The 14647-nt window shown below is 73.6% G+C and carries 12 protein-coding genes; 7 read left to right on the forward strand and 5 right to left on the reverse strand.

Translation table 11 applies throughout. The features are described from left to right. Positions 1-59 precede the first annotated feature (59 nt). Entirely contained in the window at positions 60-371 is a 312-nt protein-coding gene (locus ACIF80_RS11575; protein WP_399802444.1) for a hypothetical protein, read from the forward strand. 64 nt (positions 372-435) lie between these two features. On the opposite strand, the gene ACIF80_RS11580 is transcribed toward ACIF80_RS11575, so the two are convergent. The 3 genes from ACIF80_RS11580 to ACIF80_RS11590 form a co-directional block, all read right to left on the reverse strand. Further along, positions 436-1245: a hypothetical protein gene (locus ACIF80_RS11580; protein ID WP_399802446.1), complete on the reverse strand. Its 810-nt coding sequence runs from the start codon at positions 1243-1245 to the stop codon at positions 436-438. Between the two features lie 318 nt (positions 1246-1563). Continuing rightward, positions 1564-2784, reverse strand: a complete 1221-nt coding sequence (locus ACIF80_RS11585) for an acetyl-CoA C-acetyltransferase (RefSeq protein WP_399802449.1) — start codon at positions 2782-2784, stop codon at positions 1564-1566. 160 nt (positions 2785-2944) lie between these two features. Continuing rightward, positions 2945-3991 carry an SGNH/GDSL hydrolase family protein gene (locus ACIF80_RS11590; RefSeq protein WP_399802451.1) on the reverse strand — a complete coding sequence of 349 codons (1047 nt, stop codon included), beginning with the start codon at positions 3989-3991 and terminating at the stop codon, positions 2945-2947. A gap of 258 nt (positions 3992-4249) precedes the next feature. Between ACIF80_RS11590 and ACIF80_RS11595 the strand changes: the two genes are divergently transcribed. Next, positions 4250-5638, forward strand: a complete 1389-nt coding sequence (locus ACIF80_RS11595) for a cystathionine beta-synthase (protein ID WP_399802454.1) — start codon at positions 4250-4252, stop codon at positions 5636-5638. A gap of 449 nt (positions 5639-6087) precedes the next feature. On the opposite strand, the gene ACIF80_RS11600 is transcribed toward ACIF80_RS11595, so the two are convergent. Then, entirely contained in the window at positions 6088-6522 is a 435-nt protein-coding gene (locus ACIF80_RS11600) for a hypothetical protein (protein WP_399802457.1), read from the reverse strand. A 183-nt stretch (positions 6523-6705) separates the two neighbouring features. Between ACIF80_RS11600 and ACIF80_RS11605 the strand changes: the two genes are divergently transcribed. Together ACIF80_RS11605 and ACIF80_RS11610 are read left to right on the forward strand one after the other, a co-directional pair. Then, positions 6706-7551 carry a MurR/RpiR family transcriptional regulator gene (locus ACIF80_RS11605; RefSeq protein WP_399802459.1) on the forward strand — a complete coding sequence of 282 codons (846 nt, stop codon included), beginning with the start codon at positions 6706-6708 and terminating at the stop codon, positions 7549-7551. Positions 7552-7681: 130 nt separating this feature from the next. Then, positions 7682-8269 carry a hypothetical protein gene (locus ACIF80_RS11610; protein ID WP_399802462.1) on the forward strand — a complete coding sequence of 196 codons (588 nt, stop codon included), beginning with the start codon at positions 7682-7684 and terminating at the stop codon, positions 8267-8269. 160 nt (positions 8270-8429) lie between these two features. Here ACIF80_RS11610 and ACIF80_RS11615 read toward each other — a convergent pair whose 3' ends face one another. Further along, the gene (locus tag ACIF80_RS11615; protein WP_399802465.1) at positions 8430-9920 is read right to left on the reverse strand and encodes a diaminopimelate decarboxylase; all 1491 of its coding nucleotides are present in this window, start codon (positions 9918-9920) and stop codon (positions 8430-8432) included. A gap of 168 nt (positions 9921-10088) precedes the next feature. Between ACIF80_RS11615 and hutU the strand changes: the two genes are divergently transcribed. The 3 genes from hutU (at position 10089) to ACIF80_RS11630 (ending at position 14571) form a co-directional block, all read left to right on the forward strand. Further along, positions 10089-11876, forward strand: coding sequence for a urocanate hydratase (hutU, locus tag ACIF80_RS11620; protein WP_399802468.1), 1788 nt, complete (start codon positions 10089-10091; stop codon positions 11874-11876). A 32-nt stretch (positions 11877-11908) separates the two neighbouring features. Beyond that, complete coding sequence (locus tag ACIF80_RS11625) at positions 11909-13126, forward strand: allantoate amidohydrolase (protein ID WP_399802658.1); 1218 nt, start codon at positions 11909-11911, stop codon at positions 13124-13126. 107 nt (positions 13127-13233) lie between these two features. After that, a complete protein-coding gene (locus ACIF80_RS11630) occupies positions 13234-14571 on the forward strand; it encodes a formimidoylglutamate deiminase (protein ID WP_399802660.1) in 1338 nt (445 codons plus the stop codon). Positions 14572-14647 lie beyond the last annotated feature (76 nt).

The following is a 14647-nucleotide window of genomic DNA, read 5'->3' on the forward strand; positions in this document are numbered from 1 at the left end:
ACCGTGCCTGAGCGTTCGTCCGTTGGCAACAGCCCCGTCGTGCCGCGTACGCTCACCGCGTGGTTGATACGACGCCCCTCACCCGTGCCGTGGATCATTTCGCCGACCGCCTGCGGGCCGCGCCGCAGAGCCGGCTGCAACGGGGGGCCGCCGCCGAGGCACTCGCCCTGGCCAGGGAACTGGCGTGGTGGACCCAGCGCCTGGAGGAGCCGGGCGCCGAGCCCCGCGAGATGCCCGACGCGGGCATGTTCGCCGCCGCCGACCAGGTCACCGTCGCCGGCCACGACCTGGCGCTCGTACTGGAGAGCGAGGAAGAGGTCGCGGAGGCGCTACGGCTCGTGGAGGAGGCGCAGAAACGCGCCGGGGTGTAGGGACACGCCCGGCGCGCGGAAAGAGTGAGCGGAAAGATCGCGCGGAAGGATTCAGGCGGAAGGGTCAGAGGGACGCGATGACGCGGTCCGCCAGGATGTAGACGTTCTCCTCGCCGCAGGCGAAGGTCAGCGTGTACGCGCCCGAGATGCCGGAACCGCCCAGCAGGAACGGGGTCTGGCCCGCACGCAGGGCCGCGGCCAGCCGCTCCGCGGTCTCCCGGTGCCCCGGCGTCATGCACAGCGTCGTGCCGTCGGCGAAGACGTAGACGTCCAGGGTGCCCAGCGGGCCGGGACGGACGTCGGTCAGTTCCACCTCGGAGGAGGCCAGCTCCTCCAGTGTGGAGACGGTGCGCTCGTGGTCGTTCGCGACCGGTGACGGGTTCGGGACGAAGTCCGGGTGCGAGGGGTGCCGGCGACGGGCCGCGGCCAGCTCCGGGGACTCCGTGGGCGTACCGCCCTGGACGAAGTCCTTCGGGGCGTACTCGTCGGGGTCGGCGCCCGGGTCGGCCACCGGCTCCAGACCCACGAAATCGGTCTGCCGCGGCATGAACAGCTCACTGTCGGCCAGGCCCAGCAGGGACGGCGCGTCGGAGATGTCACGCGTCTCCTGAGCGGCCCAGAACGCCCGCGCCTCGGCGAGCTCCCGTTCCCGTTCCTCCGCCAGAGCCTCGGCCACGGCCGCGCGTATCTCGTCGGTGTGGGCGGAGCGGGCGGCGGGCAGGAGCGCACGCAGGGTGGCGGCGCGCTCCTCGACCAGCTCGGTGTGCAGGGCCGCGACCTGTCGGCGCAGCACCAGAATGCTGCGCAGGACGGCGACGCCCACGGCGCCGGTTGCGGCCGTGGTGACCAACAGGGCGATCGGCATGGCGCTCACTGACGTACTCCCGGTTCAAAGTCGACCCCCGACTTCCTACATCAGCTTGAAGGGTGGACTAACCATCTGTCAGTGCGTAACGTCACGAAACGGACAGAGTGTGGTTTCCGGGCTGGGTGGAGGCAGGGTTCTGACCTGCGCGGATCTCCGTGGCGAGGGAGATAGGTCACATCCTGGGGGAGATTGGATCACGGAACGGCCCGGAACCCCGACGAGGCAGGGGTCCCGGGCCGCGGGCTCACCAGTCGTGCCGCTCCGGCTACTTTGAGCCATCGCGCAGTGCGCATCGCGCGCCGCGACAGCGGTCGGCCCGGAGGGTCAGCTGAGGCGCTCGATGACCATGGCCATGCCCTGGCCGCCGCCGACGCACATCGTCTCCAGGCCGAACTGCTTGTCGTGGAACTGGAGGGAGTTGATGAGCGTGGCGGTGATGCGGGCGCCGGTCATGCCGAACGGGTGGCCGACGGCGATCGCGCCGCCGTTGACGTTCAGCTTCTCCAGGGGGATGCCGAGCTCGCGGTAGGAGGGGATGACCTGCGCGGCGAACGCCTCGTTGATCTCGGCCAGGTCGATGTCGTCGATGGTGAGACCGGCGCGGCGCAGCGCCTGCCGGGACGCCTCGACCGGGCCGAGGCCCATGATCTCCGGGGAGAGGCCGGAGACGCCGGTGGAGACGATCCGGGCGAGCGGGGTCAGACCCAGCTCGCGGGCCTTGGTGTCACTCATGACGACGAGTGCGGCGGCGCCGTCGTTGAGCGGGCAGCAGTTGCCGGCGGTGACCAGGCCGTCGGGGCGGAAGACGGGCTTGAGGCCGGAGACGCCCTCCAGGGTGACGCCGGCGCGCGGACCGTCGTCCTTGCTGACGACGGTGCCGTCGGGCAGCGTCACCGGAGTGATCTCGCGCTCCCAGAAGCCGTTCTTGATGGCTTCCTCGGCCAGGTTCTGCGAGCGGACGCCGAACTCGTCCATGTCCTGGCGGGTGACGCCCTTCAGCCGTGCCAGGTTCTCGGCGGTCTGGCCCATCGCGATGTAGGCGTCCGGCGCGAGGCCGTCCTCGCGCGGGTCGTGCCAGGTGGTGCCCTCCTGCTCCGCGACGGCGGCGGTACGGGCCTCGGCCTCGGCGAAGAACGGGTTGCGGGTGTCGGGCAGGCTGTCGGAGTTGCCCTTCGTGAACCGCGAGACCGTCTCGACGCCGGCCGAGATGAAGACGTCGCCCTCGCCGGCCTTGATGGCGTGCAGTGCCATGCGGGAGGTCTGCAGGGACGAGGAGCAGTAGCGCGTGATGGTGCAGCCGGGGAGGTGGTCCATCCCCATCTGCACGGCGACGACGCGGCCGAGGTTGTTGCCCTGCTCGCCGCCGGGGAGGCCGCAGCCGAGCATCAGGTCGTCGATGTCCTTGGGGTCCAGCTCGGGGACCTTGGCGAGGGCGGCCTGGATGATCGAGGCGGTCAGGTCGTCCGGGCGCACATCCTTCAGGGAGCCCTTGAAGGCGCGGCCGATGGGGGAACGGGCGGCAGAGACGATCACGGCTTCGGGCATTACGGCTCCTGAGGGAAGGGGCGGCGCGCAGCGCCTCGTCGAGGGGTGAAGGTCGGGCGGCGGGAGGGCGCGCCGGGTGGTCGGGCAGGGCTGCTTGGGAAGTTACCCGGACGTAGTGGCGGGGTCACGGGGCGCGCAGTGTGACACTGGCCGCATCTTACTAAGCGCTTGCTTGGGTCTGGGACTTCCCGGACTCCACGGCCTGCGGCTCCGGCTCCCGCACCCGGCGGCGCTTCCGGCGCTTGAGGAGGGCCCAGGGGCCCCTCGGGCCCGTGGGCATGGCCGCGGTGACCTCGGTGCCCGCCTCCGAGGCGGCCTCGGCCGCGGCCCGGGCGACGGGGAGGAAGCCCTCGCGGCGCGCGGCGTCGGGCCGCTCGTCCTGGGCCGGCCACAGGCCGAGGGCGGCGCAGACCGTCGGCAGGATGGCCATGGCCGCCGTGGCGTACCCCTCGACGGAGGGGTGGTAGCTGTCGGGGCCGAAGAGCTCACGGGGATTCGCGGCGAACTCGGGGCCGAGCAGGTCGCCCAGCGACACCGTGCGCCCGCCCTGCTCGACCGCGCCGATCGTCTGGGCCGCCGCCAGTTGCCGGGAGGCCCGCCGGGCCAGCCAGCGCAGGGGCTGTTGGACCGGTTCGAGCGTGCCCAGGTCGGGGCAGGTGCCCACGACGACCTCCGCACCCGCCGTACGCAGCCGGCGCACCGCCGCGGACAGGTGGCGCACGGAGAGCGCGGGCGACATGCGGTGCGTGACGTCGTTCGCGCCGACCATGATCACGCAGATGTCGGGCACCCGGGACGGGTCCGCGAGCGCCCGCGTCACCTGCCGGTCCAGATCGTCGGAGCAGGCCCCGGGCACCGCCACCGTGCTCAGCCCCACCGGCCGCTCCGCGATCGCCGCGACCCCCGAGGCCAGCAGCGCGCCCGGGGTCTGGCCGGCCCGGTGCACGCCCTGGCCGACGGCCGTGGAGTCACCCAGCATCGTCAGCCGCAGCGCCGGTTCACCGGGCACCGTGTAGGCGGCGCCGTACAGGCCGTCCGCGGCCGGTACGTGCGAACTCCTGCCGTTGCCCACGCGGCGTCGCGCCAGCCGGGCCTCGGCCAGCAGCAGCCCGACGCCGGCCGCACCGGCCAGTCCGATGCCGCCCCCGCCGTACGCGGCGCCGGCCGCGATCCGCCGGGCCACCCTCGCCCTCGACATCCTCGTCATGCCTCGCCGCCACCTCCTCCGAGCCGTACAGCGGTACCGCCTCACAGCCGCACAGCAGTACAACCTCACAGCCGTACGCACGGCCGCACAGCCGCACACCAAGTGCTTGCCCCGTACGGACCGTGATCCAATCTTCGCGGTGAGTGAACGGCCCGGGGCGGGCGGGGCCGGGAGCCGGGGTCAGGGACAGTGGCTGGAACAGGCTCTACGCTGGCATCACTACGTCAACCACACCTTTTGCAGCATCCGGAGACAACGGTGCAATTCCACGACTCGATGATCAGCCTCGTCGGCAACACCCCGCTCGTGAGGCTCAACAACGTCACCCACGGCATCGGGGCGACCGTCCTGGCCAAGGTGGAGTACTTCAACCCCGGTGGCTCGGTGAAGGACCGCATCGCCCTGCGCATGATCGAGGCGGCGGAGAAGAGCGGAGAGCTGCAGCCGGGCGGCACCATCGTCGAGCCGACCAGCGGCAACACCGGCGTCGGCCTGGCCATCGTGGCCCAGCAGAAGGGGTACAAGTGCATCTTCGTGTGCCCCGACAAGGTCTCCCTGGACAAGATCAACGTACTGCGGGCGTACGGGGCCGAAGTGGTCGTCTGCCCGACCGCGGTGGACCCCGAGCACCCCGACTCGTACTACAACGTCTCCGACCGGCTGGTCCGTGAGACGCCGGGAGCCTGGAAGCCGGACCAGTACTCCAACCCCAACAACCCGCTCAGCCACTACGAGTCCACCGGACCGGAGCTGTGGGAGCAGACCGAGGGGAAGATCACCCACTTCGTGACCGGGGTCGGGACCGGCGGCACCATTTCCGGGACCGGGCGCTACCTCAAGGACGTCAGCGACGGCCGCGTCCAGGTCGTCGGCGCCGACCCCGAGGGCTCCGTCTACTCCGGCGGCTCCGGGCGGCCCTACCTGGTGGAGGGCGTCGGCGAGGACTTCTGGCCGACCGCTTACGACCGGACCGTCGCGGACGAGATCGTCCCCGTGTCCGACAAGGACTCCTTCCAGATGACCCGGCGCCTCGCCAAGGAGGAGGGCCTGCTCGTCGGCGGATCGTGCGGCATGGCCGTGGTCGCGGCGCTGCGGGTGGCCGAGCGGCTCAGTGAGGACGACGTCGTCGTGGTGCTGCTCCCGGACAGCGGACGCGGCTACCTCAGCAAGATCTTCAACGACGAGTGGATGGCCGACTACGGCTTCCTCGAGGACGCCGGCCCCAGCGCGCGCGTCAGCGCCGTCCTCGACCACAAGGAGGGCGGTCACATGCCGTCCCTCGTGCACATGCACCCCGACGAGACGGTCGGGGAGGCCATCGAGGTGCTGCGCGAGTACGGCGTGTCGCAGATGCCGGTCGTCAAGCCGGGCGCCGGCCACCCGGACGTGATGGCCGCCGAGGTCGTCGGCTCGGTGGTGGAACGGGAACTGCTGGACGCGCTGTTCAGCAAGAAGGCCTCGCTCGACGACCCGCTGGAGAAGCACATGTCCGCCCCGCTGCCGCAGGTCGGCTCCGGCGAGCCGGTCGCGGACCTGATGGCCGTGCTCGGCAAGGCCGACGCGGCGATCGTCCTGGTCGAGGGCAAGCCGACCGGCGTCGTCAGCCGCCAGGACCTGCTCTCCTTCCTCGCCAAGGACGGGAAGTGACCGGAGGCAACTGACCGGCGGGAGGCGGCGGGCGGGAAGGGACGGCCGGCGTCTGCCGACGGCGGGTGAACCGGCCGTGAGGGCCGGGAGCCGGGCCGTGACGTGATCCTCGTGGACTTCGCGGAAGTGGTACGCGGGCGTCACGTGCGCGCAGCACTCGCTTAACACCGGTCCGGCAGATTGGTCGTTGTCGGCGGGCAGGGAGCGGCTCCCCTTCCCGGCCGGCAGGGAACGGCGTCACAGGACCTCCGGAGCGGCTCCCGGACCCCCATGGACGCCAGGCGCGCAGCCCGGCCCGGCCGGCCCGCGTCGCTACGCGGGGACCACCGTCGTCCCGCCCCCCGGTAACGGGGGTGCGGTGGTCCCCGCGTCGATCCCGTCCGGTCTCCCGCGTCCGGTCTCCCGCGTCCGGCCTCCCGCCCCCGGTCCTCCGCGTGCGGCCCCCGCGCTCAGTCCTCCCAGGCGTCGTCCTGCCGCTGCTGCCCGCGGCGGCCGAACAGGCCCGGGTTGATGCGGGCCGCCTGGACGACGTTCACGCCGACGATGCCCAGCCAGGCGACCAGCAGGCCGGGCAGATGGGCCACGCCGCCGCCGATGGCGGACAGCGGCACCGCCAGGACCAGGGAGACGATCCCGAAGCCGAAACGCTCGCCCCAGGTGTCCGTGGCCTTCGGCGACCGGGAGTCCCGGGCCACCGTCATCTGCTGCTCGGCGAGCTGCCGGCGCACCCGGCGCTCCACCGCCCCGTCGATACGCTGGTCGACCTTCTCCAGGAACGAGTCGACCAGCGCGGACTCGTACTCGTCGCCCAGTTCCCCGCGGGCCTGCAGGGTGGCGTTGAGTTCCTTCTTCAGATCGGCGTCCCGTGCGTCCATTCCGCTCATACGGACCACGGTAGGCAGCCCGGCCGCCCACGGCACTGGGGATAGCCCCCCTTGTCGGCCGGGGGTCTGCCCGGTCCCGGTCGTGCGCGCCCGGGGTTCGCCTGTATAACGGCATGCAGGAAGCACGGCGGGTGAATGGGCCGGGTCGGCAGCCGTGTGGTCAGGTCGAGGGGGAGCCGTGTCATGAGTGTCACCGAGGGGCCTGCCGCGCGCCTGCAGGCGCTGTTCGAGGGGCACCGGCTGACGCCGACGCAGCGCCGCATCGCACACAGCATGGTGCGGCGCGCGGCCGACGTGCCGTTCCTGTCCAGCGTGGAACTGGCCGAGCTGGCCGGGGTCAGCCAGCCCTCCGTGACCCGGTTCGCGGTCGCCCTCGGTTTCGACGGCTATCCCGCCCTGCGTCGGCACCTGCGCGAGGTCGTGCCCTCCGGGCCGCCGGCGCCGGACGCCGGGTCGTACAACGAGTACCAGCAGGCCGTCGAGGCCGAGATCGAGAACCTGCGGCACCTGGCCGAGGTGCTCGCCGATCCGGAGCCCGTGCGGCGGGCGGGGCGGATCCTCGCGGGCAGCCGGCCGCTGCCCGTGCTCGGCCTGCGCGCGGCGGCGGCGCAGGCCCACGGCTTCGCCTACTTCGCTGCCAAGGTCCACCCCGACGTACGGCTGCTCAACGAGGGCGGCACCATGCTCCACGACCGCGTCGACGCCGCCGCGGCGGCCGGCGCCCGGGCCCTGCTCTGCTTCGCGCTGCCCCGGCACCCCCGGGAGGTCGTCGACGCCCTCACCCATGCCAGGGAGACGGGGCTGACCGTGGTCACCGTCGCCGACTCCGCCTTCGCGCCGGTCGCCAAGGTCTCCGACCTGCTGCTGCCCGCCGCCGTCGGCACCGGGCTGGCCTTCGACACGGCGTGCGCGCCGATGCTGCTGGGCCGGGTACTGCTGGAGGCGATGTGCGACGACCTGCCGGACGCCCAGGCCCGTCTGGAGGAGTTCGACACGAAGGCGGCGACGCGCGGCCTGTTCGTGGAGTGAGGTCAGGGCCCGGGGCGGCGGGGGAGGTCACGCTCCTCGCGGGTATCTCAGATTTCTCTCACCTCGAGTCACTAATCTGCGCCCCGGACCCTACGGACGCTCCACTGAAGTGGACGGGAGGCTGGACGTGATGCGCGCAGGACGCGGAGGACAGGGGCTGGCTCGGGTGGCCGTGGTCGTACGGGCCGGGGCCGCGCCGCTGTGGTGGCTGGGGGTGTTCGCGGCGGGCATCGGCGTGCTGGTGCCGGGACTGACCGGCCGCCGGATCGGTGTGACGGCCGGTGCCGCGCTGTTCCTCGTGGCCCTCGCCCTGGTGGCGTACGTACGGCGTGGGCGGTACCGCGAGCTGGCCCGGCCGGCGGTGCGGGCGGGCAAGCAGGACGTGCTCCAGGACCGGGCGGTCAGCGTGCGCAACTGGCGCCGCCGGCACCGCTGGTGGCTGCTGCTCGCCTTCCTGGCCGCCCTGGGCAGCGCGTTCGCGGTCCCCGCGGCGGGCGGTCTGCTGCTCGCCGGGTGCGGTGTGGGCCTGTGGCTGAAGGCGTCCTGGATCGGCCGCCTGGAGGAGGCCGGCGAGGCCCTGCTGTGGGTCCGCGTCGACTGGCTGAGCGGCGGTGCGGGCAGCCCGGCCGGCAAGGCGGTCAAGGGCTACCGCACCACCGGCATCGCGGCAGGCGACGCGGCCCCGGGCGGCGCCCGCCGGGCCTCGGCCCTGACCTGACCTGACCTGACCGGGCCTCGGCCCTGACCTGACCGGGCCCGGCCCTGACCGGGCCTTGACCCGACTCGACCCTGACCCGACTCGACCCTGACCCGGCTCGACCCGGCCGCCTCGGCCCCACCCGCAGGGGGCCGAGGCGGGACCGGTCAGGGCCGGGCGGTCACGGAACCAGGGCGTCGAGGTGGGCGCCGCCCGATTCGGCCACGAGCTCCTCGGCCGTCTGAGCCGGACGCACCAGCGCGAAGGCGACCCCGTCGCCCGGGCCGTCCGGGCCGCCCGTGCGGTCCGGGCCGCTCATGGGGTCCGTGCCGTCCGCCCGGTCCACCTGGTGCGCGGTGAAGCCGTGGACGGCCGGGCGGGGGAGCGAGTTGTACCCGTAGTGGTGGGCGAAGGCGTACGCACCGGTGTCCAGCGCCGCCACGTGGTCGTCCTGCTCCAGCAGCGGCAGCGGGATCTCGCGGGCGAGCAGGTCGCCCGCGAAACAGGCCGGCCCCGCCACGTCCTGCATCACCGCCGGCCCCGTCTTGGGCCGCCCCGCGGCGTCGTACGCGGCGATCCTCAGCGGCCACGCGGCCGGCGTGTACACCGTGCGCGTCGCCACCTGCACGCCCGCGTGCGTCACCGCGACCGCCCGCCCGCCGGCGCTCTTGGCGTACTCCACCCGGGCGACGACCGTGCCGTGCTTCGCCAGCAGCGACCGTCCGAACTCGGTGACCAGCCCGTACCGCCCGTCGAACAGTCCGGGCACCGTCTCCTTCAGCAGCCGCGCGTACCGCGTGTACGTCGGGCCGGCCGTGTCGGAGGTGAAGTCGACCGGCAGCCCGCCGCCGATGTCGACGGTGTCGACCTGCTGCCGCCCCGCGCGCCGGTTGATCTCCTCGGCCAGCGCGTACGTCTCCGCCACACCCTTGGCCATCAGGGGCAGGGCGATGCCCTGGGAGCCGGTGTGCGTGTGCAGCCGGGTCAGCCACGGCCGGTCGAGGTACGCCCGCACGACCCACTCCCGCGCCCCCTCGTCGCGCAGTGCCACACCGAACTTCGAGGTCGCCGTGGCGGTGGACAGGGCCTCGATGGTGCCCCCGCCGACCTGCGGGTTCACCCGAATACCGAGGGGTGAGCGGGGGGAGCGGAGACCTGCCGGCCGTGCCGGGGAGCCGGCCATCAGGGCGTCGATGCGCGCCAGCTCCTGCGGGTTGTCCGCGTTGACGGCGATGCCCAGCGCCAGCGCCTCCCGCAGCTCGGCCGGTGTCTTGGCGGGCGAGTCCAGCACCGTCCGTTCCGGCGGCACCCCCGCCGCCCGCGCCAGCGCCAGCTCGCCGGGGCTGGCGACCTCGGCCCCGATGCCCTCCGTGTGCAGCAGCCGCAGCACCGGTACCAGCGGGGTCGCCTTCACCGCGAAGGCGTGCAGCACGGGGGTGCCGGACGGTGTCACCGCCGCGAAGGCCTCCCGCAGCTCGGCCGCCGACTCCCGGATGCCCGTGACGTCGAGCAGCGCCACCAGGGGATGACCGGGACCGAGCAGTCCCTGCGCCACGGCGGCCCGCACCGCCGCGTCCCGCCGGGCCGCCCGCCGTGCTCCCGCTGCCTGCCCGTCGTCCTCGCCGTGACCCGTCTCCCGCGTCCCGCCGTCGTCTCCCGTTTCGATTCCCATGCTCATGCTCATGCCCGTGCCTGTACCCATGTCGGCGCCCATGCCTTCAGCCAAGCACCGTCCGGCTCTGCGCGCCGCCACGGCCGCGTGCATTGACTGGCCCTATTCAGACTGCGAAGGTGTGAATATCTGTAGTAAGTGCGGGAGCTCGCCACCAGGAGGCAGACCATGTCAGGACCCCGCCCGCCCGTCTCCCCCCACCGCGCCCCCGCCGGGCACGCCGCGTCGTCCCGCGGCCTCGTCCGCGCCCCGCGCGGCACGGACCTGAGCACCCTGGGCTGGCCCCAGGAGGCCGCCCTGCGCATGCTGCAGAACAACCTCGACCCGGAGGTCGCCGAGCACCCCGACCAGCTCGTCGTCTACGGAGGCACCGGCAAGGCGGCCCGCGACTGGCGCTCCTTCGACGCCATGGTCCGCACCCTGAGGACCCTCAAGCAGGACGAGACGATGCTCGTCCAGTCCGGCCGCCCCGTCGGCGTCATGCAGACCCACGAATGGGCCCCGCGGGTCCTCATCGCCAACTCCAACCTCGTCGGCGACTGGGCCAACTGGGAGGAGTTCCGCCGCCTGGAGGCCCTCGGCCTGACCATGTACGGGCAGATGACCGCCGGCTCCTGGATCTACATCGGCACCCAGGGCATCCTCCAGGGCACCTACGAGACGTTCGCCGCCGTCGCCGCGAAGAAGTTCGGCGGCACCCTCGCCGGGACCGTCACCCTGACCGCCGGCCTCGGCGGCATGGGCGGCGCCCAGCCGCTCGCCGTCACCATGAACGACGGCGTCGCGCTCTGCGTCGACTGCGACCCGCGCGCCATCGACCGCCGCATCGAGCACCGCTACCTGGACGTCCGGGCCGACTCCCTCGACCACGCCCTCCGCCTGGCCACCGAGGCCCGTGACGCCCGCCGCCCGCTGTCCATCGGCGTCCTCGGCAACGCCGCCGACGTGGTCCCGCGGCTGCTGGCCATGGGCGCCCCCGTCGACATCGTCACCGACCAGACCTCCGCCCACGACCCGCTGGCCTACCTGCCCACCGGAATCGCCTTCGAGGACATGGCCGACGCCGCCGGCAAGGACCCGGCCGGTTTCACCGCCCGCGCCCGCCAGTCCATGGCCCGGCACGTCGAGGCGATGGTCGGCTTCATGGACGCCGGGGCCGAGGTCTTCGACTACGGCAACTCCATCCGGGGCGAGGCCCGACTCGCCGGATACGACCGGGCCTTCGCCTTCCCCGGCTTCGTCCCCGCCTACATCCGCCCGCTGTTCTGCGAGGGCAGGGGCCCCTTCCGCTGGGCCGCCCTGTCCGGCGACCCCGCCGACATCGCGAAGACCGACCGGGCCGTCCTCGACCTCTTCCCCGAGGCCGAGTCCCCGCAGAACGCGTCCCTCGCCCGCTGGATGCGCCTGGCCGGGGAACGGGTCCGCTTCCAGGGCCTGCCCGCGCGCATCTGCTGGCTCGGATACGGCGAGCGGGACAGGGCCGGCGAGCGGTTCAACGACATGGTCGCCTCCGGGGAACTCTCGGCCCCCGTCGTCATCGGCCGCGACCACCTCGACTGCGGCTCCGTGGCCTCCCCGTACCGGGAGACCGAGGGCATGCTCGACGGGTCCGACGCGATCGCCGACTGGCCGCTGCTCAACGCCATGGTGAACGTGGCGTCCGGGGCCTCCTGGGTGTCCGTCCACCACGGTGGAGGCGTCGGCATGGGCCGCTCCCTGCACGCGGGCCAGGTGACGGTCGCCGACGGCACCGGGCTCGCCGGCGAGAAGATCCGGCGGGTCCTGACCAACGACCCCGGGATGGGCGTCATCCGCCATGTGGACGCCGGCTACGACCTCGCGGACTCGGTCGCGTCGGAGCGGGGCGTACGGGTACCGATGCACGAGGGGACCGAGGAGCACGAGGGGGCCGAGAGGCACGAAGGACGCGGAGGACGCGAGGGTGAGGGCGCGTGACCGGGCCCTCCACGCCCCCCACTTTCCAGGCGATGTGGCGTGACCTGCTCCCTCTCGGCCGCCACCCCGACTCCGGCGGCTACCGGCGTTACGCCTGGACCGGCGCCGACGCCGAATGCCGGGCCTGGTTCGCCGCGCAGGCCGGACTGCGGGGACTGCGGCTCGACGTGGACCGGAACGGGAACCAGTGGGCCTGGCTCGGGGACCCCGCCGCCGGGGACGCCGTCGTCACCGGGTCCCATCTGGACTCCGTGCCGGACGGCGGAGCGTTCGACGGCCCCCTCGGAGTGGTCTCCGCCTTCGCCGCCCTCGACGAACTGCGCCGTAGGGGAACACCGCTCGGCCGCCCCCTCGGCATCGTCAACTTCGGCGACGAGGAGGGCGCCCGCTTCGGGCTCGCCTGCGTCGGATCGCGGCTCACCGCCGGACAGCTCACCCGTGACCGGGCGCACCGCCTCACCGACGGCGACGGGATCACCCTGCCCCGGGCGATGGAGGCCGCCGGACACGACCCCGACGCCATCGGCGCCGACCCCGAACGGCTCGCCCGCATCGGCGCCTTCGTCGAACTGCACGTCGAACAGGGCCGTGCCCTCGACCTGTCCGGCGACCGGGTCGGCCTCGCCAGTGCCATCTGGCCGCACGGCCGCTGGCGGTTCGACTTCCGCGGCGAGGCCAACCACGCCGGCACCACCCGTCTCGCCGACCGCCGCGACCCCATGCTGCCGTACGCCGAGACGGTCCTCGCCGCCCGCCGCGAGGCCGAACTCGCCGGTGCCCTCGCCACCTTCGGCAAGATCACCGTCGAGCCGAACGGCGTCAACGCCGTCCCCTCCCTGGTGCGCGGCTGGCTCGACTCCCGCGCCGCCGACCAGACGAGCCTGGACACCGTGGTCGCCGGGGTGGAGAAGGCGGCCCGCGCGCACGCCGCCGCCCACGGCGTGGACCTGGACGTGGTCCGCGAGTCCCGCACACCCGTCGTCGACTTCGACCACGCCCTGCGCGACGAACTCGCCCGCATCCTGCGCCGGGACAGGGGCCACGGCCCGGCCCCGGACCGGATCCCCGTCCTCGGCACGGGGGCGGGACACGACGCCGGGATCCTCTCCGCGAGCATTCCGACCGCCATGCTGTTCGTGCGCAACCCCACGGGCGTCTCGCACTCCCCGGCCGAGTACGCGGCCGAGGACGACTGCCTGGCCGGGGTGGCCGCACTCGCCGACGTACTGGAGGGACTGGTGGACAGGTGACACAGGACAGCGGCACCACGGCGAGCGCAACGGCCCCCCGGGCCGGCGACGCCACCACGGCCACCACGGCTCCCGAGCCCCCGGCGGCCCCCGGACGGACGTTCTGGCTGGAGCACGCCTGGCTCGGCGACCGGGTCGAACCGGGCGTGACCGTGGCCGTCGGTGCCCGTGGTGACGGCGGTGGTGACGGCCGCATCACCGCCGTCACCACGGACGTCCCCGTCCCGCCCCCCGGGGCGGAGATCCTGCGCGGGCTGACCCTCCCCGGGCTGGCCAACGCCCACTCGCACGCTTTTCACCGCGCCCTGCGCGGCACCGTCCAGGTCGGTGCCGGCACCTTCTGGACCTGGCGCGAGGTGATGTACTCGGTCGCCGACCGGCTGACCCCCGAGACCTACCACCGGCTCGCCCGCGCCGTGTACGCGGAGATGGCCCTCGCCGGCATCACCGCCGTCGGCGAGTTCCACTACCTGCACCATGCCCCCGGCGGCACCCCGTACGCCGACCCCAACGCCATGGGGGAGGCCCTCATCGCGGCCGCCGCCGAGGCCGGTGTCCGCATCACCCTCCTCGACACCGCCTACCTGTCCGCCGGCTTCGGCGAGCCGCCCACCGCCCACCAGCGCCGCTTCTCCGACGGCACCGCCGAGGCCTGGGCCGAACGCTGTTCGGTTCTCAGGGAACGGGAGCACGTGCGGATCGGTGCCGCCATCCACTCCGTACGGGCCGTGCCCGCCCGGGAGCTGGAGACCGTGGCACGCTGGGCGGAGGAGCGGCGGGCCCCGCTGCACGTGCACCTGTCGGAGCAGACCGCCGAGAACGAGGCCTGCCAGGAGGCGCACGGCCGCACCCCGACCCGGCTCCTCGCCGACCACGGCGTGCTCGGACCGCGCACCACCGGCATCCACAACACGCACCTCACCGGCCAGGACATCGCGCTCATCGGCGCCAGCGGCACCGGCACCTGCATGTGCCCCACCACGGAACGCGACCTGGCCGACGGCATCGGCCCCGCGGCCGCCCTCCAGCGCCGGGGCTCCCGGCTCTCCCTCGGCTCGGACAGCCACGCCGTCGTCGACCTGCTGGAGGAGGCGCGCGCCCTGGAGCTGAACGAGCGCCTGCGCACCCGCACCCGCGGCCACTGGACGGCGAACGCACTGCTGCGGGCGGCCACCGCCGACGGCCACGCCGCCCTCGGCTGGGACCGGGCGGGCACCATCGAACCCGGCGCCCTCGCCGACCTGACCACCCTCACCCTGGAGTCGGTCAGAACAGCGGGGCCACCGCCCCGGCTCGGCGCCGAGACCGCCGTATTCGCCGCGACGGCGGCCGACGTACGGCACACGGTCGTGGCGGGGCGGCACGTCGTACGCGACGGGGCGCACACCCTCGTGCCCGATGTGCCGCACGCCCTGGCGCGCGCCGTCGAGGCACTGAGGACCTGAACGCCGGCCGCCGGAACATCGCCCGCCGGAACGCCGGCCGCAGGAATCCCGCGCCCGCCCCGCCACCCACGAGGAC

This window comes from Streptomyces sp. NPDC085927, from assembly GCF_044540975.1.
Taxonomy (GTDB): Bacteria; Actinomycetota; Actinomycetes; order Streptomycetales; family Streptomycetaceae; genus Streptomyces; species Streptomyces hirsutus.

Excerpts from the sequence above, each read along its gene's own strand:
- ACIF80_RS11590 (WP_399802451.1), bottom strand. The coding sequence starts at position 3,991 with ATGACGAGGATGTCGAGGGCGAGGGTGGCCCGGCGGATCGCGGCCGGC.
- ACIF80_RS11610 (WP_399802462.1), top strand. The coding sequence starts at position 7,682 with ATGCGCGCAGGACGCGGAGGACAGGGGCTGGCTCGGGTGGCCGTGGTC.
- ACIF80_RS11600 (WP_399802457.1), bottom strand. The coding sequence starts at position 6,522 with ATGAGCGGAATGGACGCACGGGACGCCGATCTGAAGAAGGAACTCAAC.
- ACIF80_RS11605 (WP_399802459.1), top strand. The coding sequence starts at position 6,706 with ATGAGTGTCACCGAGGGGCCTGCCGCGCGCCTGCAGGCGCTGTTCGAG.
- ACIF80_RS11625 (WP_399802658.1), top strand. The coding sequence starts at position 11,909 with ATGTGGCGTGACCTGCTCCCTCTCGGCCGCCACCCCGACTCCGGCGGC.
- ACIF80_RS11585 (WP_399802449.1), bottom strand. The coding sequence starts at position 2,784 with ATGCCCGAAGCCGTGATCGTCTCTGCCGCCCGTTCCCCCATCGGCCGC.
- ACIF80_RS11615 (WP_399802465.1), bottom strand. The coding sequence starts at position 9,920 with ATGGGAATCGAAACGGGAGACGACGGCGGGACGCGGGAGACGGGTCAC.
- hutU (WP_399802468.1), top strand. The coding sequence starts at position 10,089 with ATGTCAGGACCCCGCCCGCCCGTCTCCCCCCACCGCGCCCCCGCCGGG.